The sequence below is a fragment of the candidate division KSB1 bacterium genome (assembly GCA_016214895.1).
Lineage (GTDB): Bacteria > Electryoneota > RPQS01 > RPQS01 > RPQS01 > JACRMR01.
Window position 1 is genome coordinate 475,345 of record JACRMR010000003.1, and the last position, 20,414, is coordinate 495,758.

The following is a 20,414-nucleotide window of genomic DNA, read 5'->3' on the forward strand; positions in this document are numbered from 1 at the left end:
TTAATGTCCGTGACCGGCATGACCCGCATCCGCCGCGCTGGTCTTCAGCGACGCCAGGCGGACTTTGTAGGCGCCCGTGGCAACCACTCGTTCGCCTTCCACCAGACCGTCGAGAATCTCGATGTATCCTTCATCTTTCGCTCCGGTCTGCACGATCCGTCTCACGAACTCCTCTCCGCCGATCTGGACATAGACGACTGGAGTGCCATCCTCGTCGAGGATTGACGACTCCGGAACCGTCAGCGCTGCTCGCGACGAGCGGGTCTTCAGGTACACATGTGCGTAGCTGCCGGGGCGAAAGATGGCGTTTGTGTTATGAAATTCAAAGATCACGGGGACACGTCTCGTCGCCGGATCAAGCAGCGGACTCACGGTGACGAGCTTGCCGCCCAACTCGGATACTCGATGAATCTGATCCGAACCACTGAGTGTAAAAGCGGCATCGCTCACCTGATCCAGCCGGCCGGATTCGGAAACCGGAACCTGCACCTCCAACCAAATCCTGGATGGATCAACGATGTTGAACAGATGCTCGCCCGTCTCGACGTGCTGTCCAAATCGCAGATGAGTATCCGTAATCACGCCGCTCGCCGGTGCGCGCAAGTGAAAGTGATCGCCCTCAGCAACCAGTGCATCGAGCTCAGTGTCTCTTCCGCCCAGCGCGCCACGGAGCCGACTCCGCTTGTTCTCCAGATCCAGCCGCGCCTCTTCACGGCGCTTCGTCGAGACCGCGCCCCCTTCCGCCAACCTGCTGACCCGGTCAAATTCCGCGTTGGCCAGCTTGTAATCGTTCAGCAGTTGGGTCCAACCGCTTTCCGGTCCGCCCGAGGCGGCAATCCGCGCCAAAACCTCGCCTTTGGCCACCACTTGTCCGGGACGAACGATGCCGTGCTGAGGATCAGGCATCAGGACACCATCAAACGGAGCGAACACTTCCGCTTCACCAACACCCGCGGCCTTGATTTCACCTAACGCTCTGATATTGTCGGACAATGTCCGTCTGCTCACGGGCTGTGTGCCAAAGTCTAACTGCCACTGCTGCTCCTTTGGAAAGCTCACGGCCTCTGCGGTGACCGCTCCGGCATGGTCGTCATTCTCCGGCGTCTCAGCATGTGCTTCGCCGCCAGAGTGCTCAGAGCCTTCCTGCTCATCATGTGCGGCCGCGGCTGACCCCCATACATCGACATCGTCGAAGATCGCGCGGTGGACGCGGCTATCTCGATTCAAGGTGAATACAAGTTCATACTCCCCTGCGGCGGGACAAGCAAGCTGCACACGATAAATCCCGGGACGAGTCGGCTGTTCTACCGCCGCACTCTGAATCTCCCTCACATCTTGCATGAGCGCAACCGTTAGCGTGCCAGCGGTTACCGGCTTGAACGTGTGCAGGTCCGTGACACGAACCAATAAATCAGCCTTCTTCCCGGTGACCAGCTCTGTCCACTCGGTGAAGACTTCGAGACTGTCTTGCCAAACCGTGCGGGAACTACCCGCCGCATCGTGGCCATGTCCCTCATGCGCCGCGTCCACGGCCTCCGTCCTGGCTGGGTCCGCCTCGCGTGTGGCTTTACAGCCGGCGCTGAATAGTGCCACCGTCATCGTGATCTGCACGACTACGAGTAGATAGCGTTTCATGGTTATGGCTCCACGGGGTCAATGCCGGCCACCCTGCGCAATTCCGCGCGCGCCATAGCCAGCGAATTTCTCAGTCTCAGTGCCGCATCCTGAGCTTCGATGCCGGTGCGCAGCGCGTCCACCAATTCCAGCGCGCTCATTTCGCCTTCCAGATACAAACGCACGCCTCGCGCCGTATTCAAATTGGCGCTGTCCGCAAGACCGGTTTCCAGTGCGAGTCGCAGGCGGTCCACAAGCTGAAGCTGCTGAAATGCCGCACGCACTTCCTGTTCAACAAGTTGGAGTTGACTGCTCTGATGAAGCTCGGCCCGAGCCAATTCCGACCGGGCAATGTTCTTCTCGCCTCGGCGCTGGTTCCATAGTGGCAACTCCAACTCACCTTCCGCATAAAGTCCGCCCGGACCCGGATCAACCGTCTTCGTACCCACACCGAGGCTGACTTCCGGCAATTGCCTCCAGCGCGCCTGCGCCAGCGCGCGCCGCGCGGCAGCGAGTTGTTTTGCCGTCCGCGTGAGTTCAGGACGGTGGTCCAGGGCATAGCGCACGGCTTCATCTTCAGAGGTAAACGACAGCGCCGGCGGGGATATCAATTCGATCCGCTGCAATCGCTCCGCGGGAAGTCCCGTCAGCCGCACCAAACCGGAAAGCGCATTCAGCTTGTCCCGGGCGGATTCCTGCTTACGGTTCTGCAGTTGGACCTGCTCCAGCAGGAATCTCTGCTCATCATACGGAGCGATGTCACCCTCTTTGCGACGAGCCGTGGTTGCCTTGGATAGCTGCTCCGCGCGTGCGAGCACACTGTCCAGTAGACTGCTCTGTTGACGCAGCCGATCGTACTCGTATGCCTGAGTCATGACCTGAACTGTCAGCTCGCGCCGAATCTCCACGAAGGCGGCTTGTGCCGCCTCGTACGCGGCTTTCGTGGCGGCATAACGCGACGATTGGGACCAGAGGAATCCCAAGTCTTGACGAACACCGATAATGCGTTCGGTAGAATTGATCGCATCATTCAGGGTTTCTTGAGTACCGAAAAGCGCGGGGTTGGGAAAGGCTCGGCTACTCGTATGGGCGGCGCGCGCCCTGGCGAGATCGACTCGGGCTGCCGCCAGTACGGGCGACGTCGAGTCCAGAGACGCTATGACCTGCTGCAGTGAGTGCGAGTCAGGCTGAGCGAGGGAAGGGGAAACGGGGCTGGATACAAAAAACGCTCCCAGCAGGAGCGTCAACCAATTAAGTTGAGATGGCATTCCTGTACTCCAAGTTCAACACGAGTGTAGCCGTACCTTGTGAAGGCACGGAGTTGACCTATGAATGAATTAGGAGTGCAGTCGAGGCGGTCGTTCTATCGAGGGGAGGTAGGTGTGAAAGGTGGAGCTAATGTGGACATACAGAGCTGGAGCCGTCGGCAGCGCCGGAGCACCGTGGACGTCGAATAGGACCGCGCAGACCACGATGTGGCAAGGACACCCGCATTGCGAATCATCGTGGTCACCTTCCGCGGTGGATGAGGATGTTTCATGCCCTTCGTCACACGCGTGACCCATCGAACCGATCACCGGGCCGACGGCGATCAGCAGACAAACAAGGGTCACAACGATGAACGGAATGAATCGGGTCAGCATCAGGTTTCGCATTGCCAATATTACTCAATATGCAACCACAATATACAGTATTTAGTTCCATTGGGCAAGTACCGCGCTCGTCGGTGCAGCCCATGATCGAGGTTGCAGGCCTCCGGCACGCAATGGAGTCGCAAGTTGCCCCGATTCGCGATCACTCCCGTATTTATAAGAGTTTAATAAACAATAGCATAACAATGACTTCCCAACCGGTTACCGACACCGCACCAAGATAAGGTAATTCGTCAAGTCACTATACGAGTGTTGTCACACATCGCCGGAGATGACCTCTGCTGAATAACCGTGAGAAAAGCCCCTGCGGGGGGGCTTCTACTCGGATGACAGCGAGATCCGCTGTCCAGCAACCAGCATCAACTGAAAACAGGATAAGAGCAGTCCGGCGGTCTTCAGGGAGGGTGTTTCACAACGTTGATGAGCGTCAGCTCGTTCTGGAGGTTGCCGGACTCCCGTCGAAGCAACCTATTTCAATAGCATGAGCTTCGTCGCCTGCGAATTGGCGCCAGCATCGAGCCGCGCGATATAGATCCCCGAGGCCAGATCGCTCCCATCAAACGTCACGCGGCGCATTCCTGCCTGCACAACTCCATCCTCGAGTACCGCAACTTCCCTCCCCAACAGATCAAACACGCGCAGCGAAACGTACCCGGTCATCTGCAGATTGTAGGCAATCGTGGTTGACGCATTAAACGGGTTTGGATAGTTCTGGACTACGGAAATTTCACGCGGTGCTGCACGCGCGTCCGGCGGCTCCGGCGCCGCGAGATGATGCTCCACGTATTCGAAGATCTCGTTGTAGATGTACCGCGGGCCCCAGTAATCTTCACCGTTGGTCAACACGATAACGCCCGTATTTTCTGCGGGGCAATACCACATATCCGTCGCGGCCCCATGCTCCAATCCGTGATGTCCCCATACGACTCGCCCCCACCAAGTCCGTGAAATCCAGAACAGACCCCAGACGTAGCCGCCCCACACCGGACTTGGAAGCTGAGCGCTTGACATCATCTCAACCGTCGTGCTGTCCAGGATTCGAGCTCCGTCAATCTGACCATGCTGCATGAAGGCGATCAGGTGGCGGGCGAGTTGATTCACGCTCGTACGCAACTGACCGGCGGGAAAGTCAGGATAGCCCGGATGCTGATAGGAAACGTAGCGGCTTCCATTCCACGCATAGGGCACGGCGGCCTGACTCATGTCCAGATTCGCTTGGAAGAACGAGGAGTTATTCATTCCCAGCGGATGCAAAATGTGCTCCTGGCAGTACTCCTCGAATGCCAGCGAATCAGGATTCATTCGCTCCACCAGATAAGCTGCCAGCGTGGCCCCAACGTTGCAGTAGTTCCAAACGGTACCGGGCACTGCGTTGCTGAAGTTCGCTCCCGCGTGATAGTAAGTGCCCCCGGGCGTCAGATAATTCATCAGGAATTCTCCCAGTGGAATCGGTGAATCGCCGCCCCAAGTATAAAGCTGATCCAGCTCGTCCCCGTTGTCCGCAATGCCTGACGTGTGCGTCATCAGCATTCGAACCGTAATCGCGGAGTCGGGGTAGAAGGGATGGTGCACTTCCCAGGGCAGATACAGGTTGATGTCATCATCCAACCCGAACAGACTATCCTCCCAAAGTTGCATCAGCGCGGTCGCGACAACGGTTTTGGAGATCGACGCCAAATGGTAAAGCGTGGAATCCGTCGGCGCGATGTCCTGCGCGATATTCGCGTTTCCGTAGTTGCCCGTCCAAACGATCTCCCCGTCACGAACGGCACACGCCGACAATCCCGGAATATGACGCGCCTGCATGGTCGAATCGATGAAGGAATCCAACTCGGCGGCTGGCTGGTACTCAGTAATGCGCAACTGATAGGCTCCGGCGCTGTTGCCGTACCCGTCCACCACGATCAATAGCTCTTGTCCCGCCGACAGCGCAAAACAATACAACTCGGACTGAACTCCGCACACATCATCACTTCCGCAGATGAAATCTTCCGGATACGACGGTTCTGCGGGGCAAGTGAAATTGAATAGCAGCAAGCCAGTGTCGTATGAACTTCCGCAGAGGGAAATGGTGTAGCGGGCATCCGCCGGCACGGTCCACTTGTAAGTAATACCTCGTCCTGAACACGCGCCCGAATCCCAGCCGCCCCGCCAGCACGGAGGCCATGCCGGATATGGGCCGTAGTCATTCGTGGCTCCGACAGTGGTGCCGTTCACGTTGATGGGCAGTGACTGGCCCGAGAGGTCAATGTAGTCAGTGCAGTCGCCCGTGAGAAAGGGATCTCCGGGAGGTGAACGGAAGACCTCCGAACCCTTACAGAATACTCGATTGCTGAAATCCGCAGCTTGCCCACACACTTGCGGGAGCAGGCAGCCGAGGATTACCACTAACAGGATCGCCACGTTCGGCCTCCTTTCAACGCTAATTCTGCTGATGTCCACGAACGATCTCCCACGATGTGTCGTCTTGCGAACGGCTTCCGCGAGCCGAGCGGCACTAACGCGCAACTGCTTTCACTTGATAGACGCCGTGCCGGTTCATCGCCGGCGTGTCAACGAAGTATGTTGTGTCATGAGGAGCAGGAACTCCGACTGAATCCATCCGAGTCCCGTCACCCTTCATCACCACATAGTGGTCAACATCGATTTCCGCGCCCAGGGTGTCGAACCGGACCGGCGCCCAGCTCAGCCACAACAGCTCGAAATCAGGATCATACCGCACGACCAGACTCTCCGGGGCTGCGGGTACGCTGGGTGGATGGGGCGCAAAGTATGAGATGTCATAGATCCCGAAAAAGTGGTTGTCTGCTACATATGCAAGATCACCAACCACGGAAGCGCTCCAGGCCAAACCCGGCGTGTCGTAGTACCCCACCGGCACGAGCGAAGTCGGGCTTGTGATGTCAATCACGCGCAGACCGCTCGCGTAATCGGCGACGTAGGCGTAATTCTCCACGACGACGACCCCCGAAGCCACGCCCGGGGTATCATAGTATCCCGCCAACGCGGGTGTCGCCGGATTGCCTACGTCAATGACCAGCAGTCCGGAATATCCGGCGGCAACATACGCATAATCTCCGACCACGGCCACCGCGGAATACACATCCGAAACATGATCATAGATTCCGATTTGCCACGGCGCCGTAGGTTCGGAAATATCAATCACCCGTAGCCCCCCGCCCCCGTCCGCCAGATAGGCCAGATTCCCCACCACGGCCACGCCCATTGCGCCCGTAGTTGAGAGCCCCGCTACGTCGAGCGGGGCGGCAGGATCCGTAATATCAAGAACCCAGAATACTCCGCCTGCGTCTGCCACGTAGGCATAAATACCCGCGACCGCCACGCCCCGGATAGCTGCGTATTCCGCCATCCCAATCGCCCCGACCTCCGCGGGCCAGAGCGGATCTGAGACGTCGATCACGCGGAGGCCGCCTTCGTAATCCGCGACGTATGCATAGTTACCGGCCACCGCGACCCCGCGCGCATGACCCGGTGTATCGCAGAAACCCACCTCCATCGGAGCCGCGGGTGTCGAGACATCGATGACGCGCAACCCGGCGGCGTCCGCCGCGACATAGGCATAATTCCCGACGACAGCCACGGCCATCGCCGATCCCTGTGAATCGAGAAATCCCAACTCGATGGGAGCGCTGCCGACGGCCACATCTACTACGCGCAGGCCAGCATTGAAATCGGCGACATAGACGACATCGCCAACCACCGCCACGCCATAGGCGTTTCCGGGCGTGTCATAGAACCCAACCGCAATAAGCGTCGCTGGGTTCGAAACATCGATGACGCGCAATCCGGTGATACCGTCCGCCAAGTACGCATTGCTCCCTGCGATGGCCACACCCCGCGCCTGTCCCGGCGAGTTGTAAAACCCCATGGGCACGGGCACTGCCGGATCTGTCACGTCGATGACGCGCATCCCGATGCCATCCGTGACGTAGGCAAACTGGCCGGCCACCGCCACCGACAGAACCATGTTCGGGGTGTTCAAGGCAACGATCGAGACTGGCGCCGCGGGATTTGAGATGTCCAGAATGCGAAGCACTCCGTATTCCTCATCATAGTGGTAGTCCGTCAAATAGGCATAGCTCCCCGACACGGTCACCGCCCGCGCTTCTCCATCCGTGGCATAGAACCCGATCTCGGCCGGAATGGATGGCGTCGAGATGTCCACTACTCTGAGGCCGTTCGTATCATCCGCGACGTAGGCGAGATTACCGGATACGGCTACGTCATGAACGAAACCCGGCGTGTCGTAGGCGCCGACCGCTTCCGGGGATGCCGAATTGGAGATATTCACCACGCGTAAGCCACTGAGTCCGTTCGCGACATAGGCGAACTCGCCGGCAACGTCCACACGGAGTGCTGGTTCGGGGGTGTTGACAAACCCGACGTCTATCGGTCGCGACGAGTTCGAGACATTGACGATGTGTAGTCCGGTGATTCCGGTCGCGCAATACGCGTAGTCGCCGACCACCTCTACATCGTACGCGTATTCCCAGAAACTGAACAAGCCCACCCGCCGCACGTTCAGACTGTCCTGCGCGATCGCTGCCTGGCCGATCAGTATTCCGGCGACCATAGAAATCGTGAATCGCTTCATCTCATGCTCCACGGATTGTGTCTATCACTTTAGCAGCATCAGCTTCCGCGTCTGCGAGAACTCCCCCGCCTCCAGCCGCGCGAAGTAGATCCCTGAAGCCAAACCGCTGCCGTCGAACACTGTTCGATGCCCGCCGGCTTCGACAATGCCATCCTTGAGCACGGCGACCTCTCTGCCCAGCAAATCAAACACGCGAAGCGAGATTCGTCCAGCCTTCGGCAGATCGTAGGCAATGTTCGTGGTTGAGTTGAAGGGGTTCGGGTAGTTCTGGCGAAGCATCAATTCAGTCGGTAGCGGTTCGTGCTCTTCGTGAACAGCTTCGACTTGCTCATCCGCCAGCCTGATGAGATAGACATCGCTGCCACCGGCCCCGAAGGAGCTTGTTTCACCGGCAATGACATGTCCGCCGTCCGAGCATCGTGCGAGACTCCAACCTCGATCGGCTGCGGATCCTCCCCAGCCCGTGCTCCACACTGAATTGCCAAGAGAGTCAGTTCTCACCAGATAGACATCCCAGTCACCCGCACCGAATGACCGCGTGAAACCCAAACTGAGAAATCCCCGGTCCGCCGTCTGGACAACCGACTGGCATTCATCCCAATCGGAGCCTCCATCCGCCCGGTTCCACTCCGCGTATCCGTGGACATCGGTCCTGACAAGATAGGCGTCATAATACCCACTGAATGAACAGGACCATCCCCCGAAGATGAATCCTCCGTCTGAAGTCTGCTGGACGGAACGACCCCCGTCGCCCGCCTCACCTCCGTATGTTTGCGACCAGACAACAAAGCCGTCGGCGTCAGTCCTGACCAGATAGTAATCCCAGTTTCCGGCGCCGTATGATCGCGTCGTCCCTGCAATCACATATCCGCCGTCTGACAACTGTTGGATTCCCCAGCCCTCGTCGTTACCTTCGCCTCCAATGGTTCTTGTCCAGAGGGTATCGCCCCTTTCATCTGCTTTCACCAGGTAGATGTCACGCTGACCCGCCCCGAAGGAACTCGTGATCCCCGCCACGATATAATCTCCGTCGGCGACCTGTTGAACCGAAAATGCCCACTCATCGTTCGCTCCGCCGAACGTACGTGTCCAGATCGTGTCCCCCTGGCTATCCGTCTTCACGAGGTAGAAGTCCCTGCTGCCCGCGCCAAAGGAAGTCGTAGTTCCGGCCACGATGTAGCCGCCGTCCGTGGTCGGTTGCACGGACCGGGCCTCATCCCAGCCGCTTCCTCCATATGCGCGCGCCCACAGCATGTCTCCGAGCCCGTTCGTTTTCACCAGATAGAAATCACCCGAGCCGGCACCGAGAGACTCGGTTAGTCCTGCCACGATGTAGCCTCCGTCGGCGGTCTCCTGAATAGAATAGCCGTAATCATTACCGGCGCCCCCAAGCGTACGCGTCCACACCGTGTCGGGTGCGGTTCCTCCTGACCGTCCGCCGTTGGACGTATGCAAGATTAGACTCCAGGTCGAATCAAGCACGCCATTCGAATCGTAACGCCCGGCGGATCCCACAATCCAGCCATGGTTCGCGTCCGCAAAGTCAATGTCTTGAACGCGAGTCAATGGAGCACCGGTTTCCTGTGTCCACCAAGACACGCCCCCATCCGTGGTGTGTTGGATGACATAGAATGGCGGAGCCCAAGCGCTCAATGCTCCGTTACCCGCGGCCCAGCCCCAATTCGCGTCAATGAAATCAAAAACGGTCTGAGATTGCCTCACTCCGGGAATTCCATGAGTGCTCCACGTAGCGCCACCATCTGTCGTGCGCCAGAAGCCGCCCATGTCGTAGCCCTCAGGCATGCATCCCCCAACAATCCAACCGTGGTTCGCATCAATGAACTCTACTCTTCGGAAGGGATATGAGCAATAAGCCACTTGCGGAGTCCACGTGGCTCCCCCATCCGTCGTGCAATAGACGACTTCTCCATCATCGAGCGATCCGGTGTCGCAGAATCCGCCCACGGTCCAGCCATGGTTCACATCCAGGAAATGCACGCCATGCATCAAGTGACTCACGCTCGCCTGTGTCACCCATGTGAGACCCCCGTCGGTAGTGTGCAATATGTCCGAAGGCGGCGTCCAACAATCCACGCTGCCCACAGCCCAACCGTGGTTCAAGTCAACAAAGTCCACGCTGCTCAAACAGCGACTTGAATCGCTCACCTGCGTGGTCCAAATCGCGCCGCCATTGGTGGTCCTCATAATAACGGAACGCCGAAAGACGGAAATAGAATCTGACCCTATCACGCTGCCCACCGCCCAACCGTGATCAACATCTACGAATTCCACTTCAGTCAGGAAGTACCCTGTGTCACTGCTCTGGATCGTCCACGTTTCGCCGCCATTGGTCGTATGCAGAATGATGCTTCGACTGGAATCAGGGTACCAGTAGTCAACAGACCACGCTTGACCTCCGACGGCCCAGCCATTGCTGGTGTCCACAAAAGCGACCGCGTTGAGCGGCAGCTCTGTCGGCGGAATCTGCCGCTCCCAGCCTTGCGCGAACGCCTCTTGGTTGATCAGCACCGCAATGACGATTGCAACGAAGCTCTTCATGCGTCGCCTCCTTGATTCACCTTATGTTGCCCGCAGAGGAAATTGGCAGGACTGCCTGGACTCGCCTTCGGGGGGCTTCTACTCAGTAGATTGGAGGATCGCACCGCGTCTTTCCGCGAGTCCAAACCACGGACGAATGCGGACTTAGAGTCACGGTCAATCGGCAACTCCACGCACAAGAAAGGCAGACTCTTCCGCCGTCGGTGCGGAGAATCTGCCTGTCCAAAGCGCGCGGCGGAGATCGGACCTCCCCCCCGGATGTTATTGCGGGTCTATCGCGTCCCTTTCAGTTTCCAAAGTTTCGTGGCGAGCAGATCGGCTCTTGGAGACCAGCGAGATTCTCGATCCACTTGCTCAAGTACCTCCAGTGCGGAGTCCGCCTGATTGTTGAGGAGAAACGCCTGCGCGAGGTACCACTGACCGGCGTTACGGACTCCGGGACTCGTGCTTGAAGTCGCTTGCCTCAGGGCTTTGAGGGCCGGACCCGCGTCTTCTTGGAGATAGTAGGAGACGCCCAGGTAGAGCCAGGCTGAATCGTTCTCGGAATCATGAGTGACCGCTTGGGAGAGTAACGTCGCTGCCCTTTCATAATCACCGGTGCAGTAAGCATCCATGCCTTCACTGAAGAAATCGCCCGGCTTCGGAGCCTCCATTTCTCGAACACCGTGTCTCTCATAGAGCAAGGGCTCGAACTCCAGCAAACCCAGGTATGCTTTGCGCGGATAACTCCACATGAGTACCAGGATAGCCACAATCGCTGCCGCGCCAATGGCGGGTGCCAGCACCCAGGACCTGCGCCACTGCGAAAGCCACTGGACCTGTCGAGACCACCACGCGGAATAGGGAGACTTTCGATTCGAGTCGCTGACCGCGATAGCGCGTATCTCACTGCAGATCGCCTCATAGGTAACGCCTTCGTCCTGTAGCCTTGCGAGTAACTCGACGCGACGCTGACGGAGCGCACCCATGGCCGGCAGCATCGTGAAGACCTCATGTCGGCACACCTCGCATTCCATCAGATGAACCTCGAAGCGCTCGCGCTCGTCCGGCTTCAGGTCACCCAATTCATAGCGCCAGATGTGGCAGCCGATCGCCGTGTCCGTACAGGAAGCAGCGTTCACGGATTCAATCCAATCGCTTCTCGAAGCCGTTTGCGACACATGAATATCCGCTTGTCAAATGCTCTCCGTGTTAAGTAAGGCTCCGCAGTGTGGGCAACGTCCCACACATCAAGCACTGCCTTGCCTTCCAGCATAGCGACGATGAACATCCTGCAGAAACGCGGAAGCCGGACCAATTCGGCGTGAATGCGCTGCAGCAGGGCGGTTCCATCGATCCGCGCTCCATAGTTGCTCTCTGGATCAGTTTCGCCGATCGGCACCGCTTCTGACGTCTCGTCCACATCGGAGTCCGCGAAATCCGCCCGATTGCCCCTGATTGACGCACTGGACTTCATATGCCGCAGTGCGTCACCGATCTTGTTATGCATGACCTGCAAGGCGAAGATGTGCGGGTTATCTTCGATGTGGCTATACTTGTCGGCAAACACTAAGAGCGTATTTTGTAGAATATCCTCCTGATCCTGCCGCGACCATCCCCATAATCTGGATTGTAAGGCCACTCGCAATCTTTCCGCAAGCGCCCGACACAGTTTGTCCAAGGCCGCACGATTTCCCCGTTTGGCCTGGCTCAAAAGCTGATTCATCTGGCGGGCTTCCTCAGACATCGGTCGTTCTAAAGGGTGATCATGGATCATGCCATTCCAGGTGCCTAAGGGAACGCCGATCGCAGGAGGGGGGCAGCCACCACCAAGTTCTCCAGGCCCGCGGGTGCCCAGAACACCGGATTCTGCTTCTGCCCCGTCAGTTGAATGACGCGACTGCTCACATAGGTGATTAGTTGCAGCGCAGTAACCTTGTGCTCCACGCCGGACGGATTTCCCTCGCCTTCCAATCCTTCAATCAATGCATACGTGAACACTCCGTGCTGCAAGCTATCGGATTCAATTGAGGGTCGGCTGCCCTCACTGGAAGTCATAACCAATACACGGTTGTCTTTCAGCCCGCGCGCAAGTCTCACAACGTCAACACCGACGTCTCCTGAATGGCAGGCATCGAGAAACACAAGCCGTCGGGCCGATACGTTGACCGCCTCCAGCAGGGAGGCGCTTGAAATCGCTTTGGACTTGTTGAAGTCGTGGGGTCCCGCAATCTCGGCATCGGAAGGCAGGAAGTAGAAATCCCCTGTGCTGTCGTTTTCACCATGTCCTGCCATGAACAATACGGCCAGATCCCGTTCGCCTGCCCGCTGCAAGAAGCCGATGTTTGAGACAATGGCGGCGTACGTCGGTTTCTCAGGGCTATCGTCCGTGAGGCACACACTCATTACCTTCCGGCACGTCTTGCCGGCCTGAGACTCAAACGCCTGAATGACCCCCTGCGCATCATTCTGGCAGTAGCTTAGTCGGCGCACTCGCCTGTCATCATACCGATTCACGCCGACCGCGAGTATCCAGATCGTGTCAATGTCCCAGGGTTCAGATCCGGTCTCGGTACTCTGAACCCGCACCTGAAGGTTCACCACGGCTTCCGACCTGCCCAGAACGATGATCGAAATCTGATTGTCTCCTTCGTCCAGCTGTACCGGGACCTTGAGGTCGCGTGAAGCGTTTCCTTGGGCAATGTCGATGAAGCGACGCGAAGTCGCGTCGCTCGTGGCGGCGGTCGTGCGCCTGGTCAAGGGCCGACCATTCACAAACACCCTGACTGACTTGATCGACGAGTGCCGGTCCTCGACTCGAAACACCAGCGTCGCGTCAGTCGTTCGCAGTGTGTCACCGTTTCTTGGATACTTGATCTCGACAATTGGCGGCTCCAGAGTCGGCAAGTCAGCAATCGTCGTACACGTTTCCTTGCAGCCCAGAACTTCACGGATGGCCGCTTCGCTATCCCCCAGTCGCAACGCCGCTTCAACCACGGCCGGCTGGTAGAATGTCGAACGGTACGGCTCAATCCCCGTGACCATGCTGCCGGCGCGCACGTTAAGAGATGCGTCTCCATTCAGTGATGCGGTGTAGTAGCCTTCTGGAGTTACCGCAATCCACTCGCCGTTCAGGAAGCTGACCAATTGCACGATCTCTTTGCCGGTCACAACACTCCACACCCGTGTGATACCCCCATAACTACTGGTGACAAGCCGGTGGTCATCCGCAGACAGACCATTGCATACGATGTACCCGGTTTGGTCGAAGAACTCACGAACCTTCCTTCCCGTTTGAGCATCCCACATCCCGACCGAAGAACAGTCCCATATTCGTGTCCTAAGATACTCGGTCCCCGTCCACCAGTCGATCGCCGCCAAGTGATACGCCTGACCCGCAAACCAGCGCTCGTCCGAGGACTGCACAAGTCGCACCGCGGCGTCATCCAACTTCAATGACCGGGTGATCCTGCCGGTCAACACGTCCCAGAATTCAACGGTACCGTCGAATCTCGAAATCACCGCGCGATCACCCGATGACGAGAGTAGTGCTTCCGTCGTGCAACCGCCGCCCCAGCCGTCTGGATCAAATCGAACATCCATGGCGGTATCGCGCAGAATCATGTGACGGTTCGTCGTGAAGTCGAAGTAGTCCACCTCTGGAACACACCGCTTCGCCATGGCTCGTTGGCCGTTGGCAGAGAGTGACACCGTCCTACATAGCTGAGACTTCACGCAAAGTGGCGGGCAATCGCCGGTAAAGCTCCCGGCTTTCTGGCCGGTAGCGATGTCCCACCGAGTGTAAACGCTGTCAACCGTTTCTGTCAGCGCGAAGTGACCGTTGCTATCGACAGCCCAGGCTTTCACGTCGCCCAACACAGGTTGCGATGTGATCCCCAGCGGACCGCGTTCCACGCTCCAGAACTTGATGTAGGCAGAGCCGGCGTCATCCCCGGCAATTCGCGCCAAGGCATGTCGGCAGTCTCTGGTCCAGTTCCACCCTTCACCCTGCTCGCTCGGAAATACCACTTCAACTCGTCTGCCCGTTCGTGCGTCCCAAGACATTAGCCGGTCCCACAACGCGGTTCGAATCCGGGTGCCGTCCGGCGAAAAGGCAACCTCGGAAACGGCTCCCGCGAGCCTGGCGAAGTCGCGCACAAGACTCCCCCGCTCGATGTCCCAGAGGTGGATAGCGCCATCAGACCCTCCCGTCAGAATGTAATATCCATCTGGCGACAGAGAAGCAGCGGTGACGGGATAGTCTTGCACGGGATACTGCGTGAGCAGCTGCCCATCCTCGATTCCCCACAACTTCATCGTCCCGTCCAGTCCGCATGAGAGCACGCGCCGCCCGTCCGGCAGAATCTGGATTGCGGATACACCGTAGTCATGCGCGACGATGTATTGTGTCCTGCCCCCCGATTGTACATCCCATATTTCCAGCTTTCCGGCTTCCGCATAATCCGCACGTGGCCCCGGAAGTCCGACACCCGCACGAGACTTCACGAACGCCTTGAGGTTGCCGTTGCCGGAGAATATTTTCGCTCCACTCTCGTCGAATGCGACACACAGGAGAGCTCCTGGCGCCAGGCGAAATTTCTGGACAGCACGGCCTGCATTGACCTCCCACTTGGTCAGTAACGTCGTATCCTGCGATCCCCCCGTGATCGCGTAACGTCCGTCGCCGGAGAATGCTGAGCAGATGGCCCCCCCGAAGCCGGTAGTCACGCGCTGCAACTCAGGCCCTGAGTTGGTATTCCAAATATACGCAACGGAGTCACTGGTCGTGCAGAGAATCCGGTCACCATTGGCGGACAAAGAGACGGAGTTGACCGGAGCTGCTGTGTTGAAGCGCCGGCTCTCCGTCAAAGTGCTCGCATCCCAGATCCGCACTGTGCTGTCTGTACCTGCTGTCAGAAACTGCTTGCCGTGAGCGACATACGCTACAGCGGTAACCCAGCCCGTCGCATGCGCGCGAAGACTGTACACCTCACGTCCGGTCGCGACTTTCCAGATCTTGACAAGGCCGTCCCGCCCCCCAGATATCGCGTAGCGTCCATCCGGCGACCACGCGATGGATATCACAGTTGCATGGTGCCCTTGCTGAACGTACACCTGCGGCGCGTCGAACTCGACAACGCCAGCGGTACTGCCTTGCTTTTCGTGCCTGGCCAGGAGCAGGGCCAAGACCGCAGCGAGGACAATCGCTAAGACCAGTGCAAATCCGATAACGCGACGACGCACGGCATTCTCCGGAGTCTCATCACCTTGAGAGTCTTCTTCCAAGCCCTTTCATGGTGATAGCCCGTGTACAAGTAACGGGTGATACCTGATCCTGCATCAGAGGTTGGTCCGACGGTCTAAAGATAGCGACAACAGTGAACTTTCAGCCTAAGATACGTAATGACAAAATAGTAGAATTTATCAAGGAATCAATTTCCGCGAGCAAGATGTTACTTGCGGCAACGTCGGATCCAAACAAATTCACAAGGCCCCTGTTAACAATGAAGTTAACAAGGGCCTGTCGGTGGGGAGGGCGGGAATCGAAAACGAAACTGCGGAGCTCGGCACGCCTTCTAAACAAAGTAAGCACAATAAGTAAGCTGGCTTGTGACGGCTCTGCGCGGGTACGATCACACGGCATAGAACGCCAATCCGCGGCAGGTCAGGGAACCGGGGATGCCGAGCCCGGAATCAGCGTGTTCATCCCGTCACAACACGGCTCTGGCTATTCCTACTCCGTGCGGTCCGGCACACGCTGGATGAGAACTCGGTCGATGCGGTTGCCGTCCATGTCCACGACTTCGAATCGACCGTTACCGAACTGGAAGTGTGCGCGAATCTCGGGTATTCTTCCAAAATGGCCCAGTACAAATCCCTCCAGGGTCTGCATATCATCTCCCGTGAAGACTCCGGTGATCTCGGTGATCTGATCGGTCGCAACATCCCCGTCCACCGGCCACGACCCATCGTCGCGCTGAACAATTGCCGCCTTCTCGTCTTCGCCTTGCTCCGGCAGCTCCCCTGCAATCGCTTCAACAATGTCGGTCAAGGTCACCAGCCCGTCCGTCGAACCATGCTCATCAACGACGATCGCGAAGTGGATCTTCTCCTTCTTAAACCTGTTCAACAGCTTCAGCGCCGGCATTCGATCCGTCACCCACAGGACCGGTGTCACATGTTGACGCAAATCTATCGACTCTCCCAATCCGCGTGCAGATTGGACGGATCGATGTCCGGCTCATGCGCATGGGGATGATGCCCGTCGTGGATGTGCTTGTGATCGCGTAATGCTTGTCATGCGTGTGCTCGTGGCGCTCCGGGAGATACAACCACACTCCAACAGCCATGAGGACTGCCGGTGCGGCATACGCCGTCGTCAACGGAGAGTGAAGTCTGGCGAGAGAACTCATCGCTCCGGCAAACGGAGCTATAGAAAAATACGCACCGGCTCGGGCGGTTCCGACGTGCCGCGGAGCAAGCACGCACGGCCGCAATTCTCTCGGCAAGCGCAATCATGCGCAACAGGGGACCCACAACTCCGCCCACGGCGACTGCGCGGGTCAACCACGGTCGGTCGTACCGAGTCAGCGAGCCTTCGGTCGTAATTCCAGGGCATCAGCGCATGTTTCGAATAGGCAGCTACCAGCCAAGTCCTACTCCGGCACCTGAGTTAAGCAAACCGCGAGGAGTGCGGGATCCACCCCGTTGAGCAGGGACTCTGCAAGGGGGGTGGATTCTCCCCAGAGTACAGCCGCCGCCAAGCCCGGGTAGGCGCCGGTTCCATCTGGCCTGCTCGTTGACAACTCACGAATGTTTCAGGAGTCAAGTCTGAGTACTTGCCATCGGAAACGTGAGAGTCGGCGGAATTGCCGACTCCTGCATTCCTCCGACAGTCTATTCCACCGCGGCCAAACGTTTGTCGCGGCCGAAGCGCAGATAGAGCGCCGGAACCACTACCATGTTCAATGCGGTCGATGAAATCAGTCCACCGAGAATCACGATCGCCATCGGGGTCTCTATCTCTTTGCCCGGTAGTCCTCCACCCAATGCGAGCGGTATCAATGCCAATCCAGCGCACAAGGCTGTCATCAGAATCGGACTCATCCGCTCGATACTCCCTTGCACGATGGCCTCGCGGAAGGCAACACCTTCCTCCTGCATCAGATGATGATAGTGTGAAATCATCAAAATGCCGTTGCGTGCCGCGATGCCGAACAAGGTGACAAAACCAACCAAACTTGCGATCGACACAATCCCGTCAGTCATCCCGATTGCCAGCACACCGCCAATCAAGGCAAGCGGTAAGTTCACCATGACCAGGAGCGCGTCGCGCAGGTTGCCGAATTCCGTGAACAACAGGATCAGTATCACCAGAATGGCGAGCACAGTCAGCATGCCGATCACCCTGCTCGCACTCTCGGCGCTTTCAAACTGACCGGCGTATGAAACGAAGTAACCGTCCGGGAGCGGGACATTTTCCGCCACGCGCGTCTGTACATCACCCACGACGCTGCCCAAATCGCGCCCGGCCACATTGGCTTGAATAACGATCTTGCGGCTGACGTTTTCACGCGAGATCATGTTCGGCCCGGTTGAACCGTAGATCGTTGCCAAATCCCGCAACATCACAAAATGACCTGTCGCTGTGTGGAACGGAGTTCGGATGATAGCGGCCGTATCGGCCTTGGCGCTTTCATCATAGCGGACAATCAAGTCGTAAGCATATTGCCCTTCCATGACGCGGCCCACGACTTGTCCGTTGAAGGCGGTCTCGATGGTTTCCGCGAGTTCGACAGGCTTCACGCCATATTGACTCATCGCCTCTCTGTTCATGTCAATGCGTAACTGCGGAACCTCGATCTGCGGTTCGACCGCGAGGTCCACAATGCCCTCAACCTGGCTCATCTCCTGTTTGATCTTCTCCGCCGTGCTTCGCAATTCAGTCAAGTTATCGCCGTATAACTTCACGGCGATCGCCGCTTGAGTGCCGCTTAACATATGGTCGATTCGATGCGAGATTGGCTGTCCGATGCTGATGAACGTCCCCGGGACCAGCGCGAGACGTCCACGCAGTGATTCAAGCAGATGTTCCTTGTCCACCCCTTCATCCAACCGGGCTTCCATCTCGGTGGCATTCGAGCCCATCGCGTGCTCATCCATTTCGCCACGGCCGGTGCGACGGGCGACGCTTGCCACTCCGGGTTCCGACAACACGATCTGCTCAATCATGCGACCGATTTCGTGCGATTCCTGCAAGGCTGTTCCCGGAGGTGAGACGGCAATAACAGTGAGCGATCCCTCATTGAATTCCGGTAGAAAGGCCTGTCCAAGTCGGCTATACAACACGACAGAGGCGATAAAGAGCATCACCGACACCACGATCACGGTCGTGGCATGCTTAAGCGCAAAGTCCAGCGTTGGGCGATAGGCTACCTTTAATCGTCGAACGAGCCACGCCTCATGTTCAATCTGACTTTGCTTGAGCCGCCCCAGCATGTAATACGACAGAGCGGGCACCACGGTGACAGCGACCAATAGAGAGCCGAGAATCGATATGACAAACGAGAGTCCCAACGGCCTGAGCAGCCGCCCCTCCACTCCGGACAGGAAGAAGAGCGGTGCAAAGACAGCAATGATAATGAGGGTAGCCACGACAATCGGCTTCCTCACTTCAATGGCTGCCCGCAGGATCACGACCAGCACGGAACGCTGCTCGGCCGTGGGTTTCAATGCGTTCAAGCGCAATCGGCGATACACGTTCTCGACGTAAATGATCGCGTCGTCCACGAGCAGTCCAATCGCGATCGCCAGTCCCCCCAGTGTCATCGTGTTGATCGTGCTTCCCATCAGGCTCAAGACGATTACCGCGACAACCAGTGACAAGGGTATCGCCAACAGACTAATGAACGTCGTTCGCAGATTGCCCAGAAAGAGCAACAGAATGATCGTGACCAGGATCGCTCCGTCTCTGAGTGAGTTGAGCACATTTCGGACGGCAACTTCGATGAAATTCGCCTGCCGGAATACGTCCGCACGAACCTCAACGTCCGCCGGAGCCAGCCGCTGAAGATCCGCTACGGCAGTTTCGATTCGTTTGGTCAGTTCCAACGTGTTCGCGCCGGGCTGCTTCTGCACCGAGAGCACAACGGCGTCCTTGCCTTCCACGGAAGCCGTTCCCAGTGGAACCCCTCCGCCAATCCGCACATCCGCCACCTGCTCGATGAGAATCGGGACACCATTGCGCATGGTGATAACCGTTCTGCCGATATCATCCGTGGATTCCACGCGACCAACACCGCGAATCAGGTGCTCCTGTCCTCCCTGCAGAAGGTAACCGCCGGTCGTATTCTCGCTGGACAGGCGTGCGGCTTCCAGCACTGCTTCCAATGAGACGTCGAAGGCAAGTAGTTTCTCAGGCTTGACGACAACCTGATACTGCTTGATCTGCATCCCGATCGGCGTGACTTGCGCGACTCCCGGAATTGCGAGTAGGCGCTTCCGTAGAAAGTTATCCGAGTATGAGCGTAAGTCCGTCGGATGAAGTGAGTCGCTGCGAACGCTGATCAGCATCACTTCACCCATGATCGAGGCAATCGGCGCAAGCATGGGTGGCTCCATATCCGGCGGCAGGCTGCTCATCACGGACTGCAGTCGCTCCGTCACCACTTGTCTCGCCTGCAATATCTCCGTACCCCAAGTGAACTCGACCCATACAATGACCATTCCAGTCGTAATCGACGACCGGACTCGGCGAACGCTGGTAGCACCGTTCATTGCGGATTCAATCGGAAATGCGACCAGACTTTCAATCTCTTCGGGTGCAAGTCCGTGAACGTCTGCCATCACCGTGACGGTAGGCGCAGTCAATTCCGGGAAGATGTCGATGGGCATTTGCAGCGCAACATAGGTGCCGCCGATCAGGATGACCAGCGCTGCCAGCAGCACGTGAAACCGCTTCTCAAGCGATTGGCGAACGATCAAATCAAACATGC

At 57.8% G+C, this 20,414-nt stretch carries 11 protein-coding genes; all 11 read right to left on the minus strand.

The features are described from left to right. Positions 1-1,635, minus strand: coding sequence for an efflux RND transporter periplasmic adaptor subunit (locus tag HZB60_03805; GenBank protein ID MBI5058895.1), 1,635 nt, complete (start codon positions 1,633-1,635; stop codon positions 1-3). Between the two features lie 2 nt (positions 1,636-1,637). Continuing rightward, positions 1,638-2,882: a TolC family protein gene (locus tag HZB60_03810; GenBank protein MBI5058896.1), complete on the minus strand. Its 1,245-nt coding sequence runs from the start codon at positions 2,880-2,882 to the stop codon at positions 1,638-1,640. Between the two features lie 69 nt (positions 2,883-2,951). Beyond that, entirely contained in the window at positions 2,952-3,269 is a 318-nt protein-coding gene (locus tag HZB60_03815) for a hypothetical protein (GenBank protein ID MBI5058897.1), read from the minus strand. A 465-nt stretch (positions 3,270-3,734) separates the two neighbouring features. Beyond that, a complete protein-coding gene (locus HZB60_03820) occupies positions 3,735-5,669 on the minus strand; it encodes a serine hydrolase (protein ID MBI5058898.1) in 1,935 nt (644 codons plus the stop codon). A gap of 94 nt (positions 5,670-5,763) precedes the next feature. Further along, entirely contained in the window at positions 5,764-7,881 is a 2,118-nt protein-coding gene (locus HZB60_03825) for a hypothetical protein (protein ID MBI5058899.1), read from the minus strand. A 24-nt stretch (positions 7,882-7,905) separates the two neighbouring features. Then, complete coding sequence (locus tag HZB60_03830) at positions 7,906-10,440, minus strand: T9SS type A sorting domain-containing protein (protein MBI5058900.1); 2,535 nt, start codon at positions 10,438-10,440, stop codon at positions 7,906-7,908. Between the two features lie 272 nt (positions 10,441-10,712). Then, a complete protein-coding gene (locus HZB60_03835) occupies positions 10,713-11,561 on the minus strand; it encodes a tetratricopeptide repeat protein (protein ID MBI5058901.1) in 849 nt (282 codons plus the stop codon). Then, entirely contained in the window at positions 11,558-12,145 is a 588-nt protein-coding gene (locus HZB60_03840) for a hypothetical protein (protein ID MBI5058902.1), read from the minus strand. Before HZB60_03840 ends, HZB60_03835 begins: the two co-directional genes overlap by 4 nt. Positions 12,146-12,210: 65 nt before the next feature. Further along, entirely contained in the window at positions 12,211-15,663 is a 3,453-nt protein-coding gene (locus HZB60_03845; protein ID MBI5058903.1) for a caspase family protein, read from the minus strand. 490 nt (positions 15,664-16,153) lie between these two features. Continuing rightward, entirely contained in the window at positions 16,154-16,609 is a 456-nt protein-coding gene (locus HZB60_03850) for a CBS domain-containing protein (GenBank protein MBI5058904.1), read from the minus strand. Positions 16,610-17,316: 707 nt separating this feature from the next. Next, a complete protein-coding gene (locus HZB60_03855) occupies positions 17,317-20,412 on the minus strand; it encodes an efflux RND transporter permease subunit (protein MBI5058905.1) in 3,096 nt (1,031 codons plus the stop codon). Positions 20,413-20,414 lie beyond the last annotated feature (2 nt).

Bases quoted from the DNA above. Each gene is read 5' to 3' on its own strand.
- HZB60_03805 (MBI5058895.1), bottom strand. From the start codon at position 1,635: ATGAAACGCTATCTACTCGTAGTCGTGCAGATCACGATGACGGTGGCA.
- HZB60_03810 (MBI5058896.1), bottom strand. From the start codon at position 2,882: ATGCCATCTCAACTTAATTGGTTGACGCTCCTGCTGGGAGCGTTTTTT.
- HZB60_03815 (MBI5058897.1), bottom strand. From the start codon at position 3,269: ATGCGAAACCTGATGCTGACCCGATTCATTCCGTTCATCGTTGTGACC.
- HZB60_03825 (MBI5058899.1), bottom strand. From the start codon at position 7,881: ATGAAGCGATTCACGATTTCTATGGTCGCCGGAATACTGATCGGCCAG.
- HZB60_03830 (MBI5058900.1), bottom strand. From the start codon at position 10,440: ATGAAGAGCTTCGTTGCAATCGTCATTGCGGTGCTGATCAACCAAGAG.
- HZB60_03840 (MBI5058902.1), bottom strand. From the start codon at position 12,145: ATGAATCAGCTTTTGAGCCAGGCCAAACGGGGAAATCGTGCGGCCTTG.
- HZB60_03855 (MBI5058905.1), bottom strand. From the start codon at position 20,412: ATGTTTGATTTGATCGTTCGCCAATCGCTTGAGAAGCGGTTTCACGTG.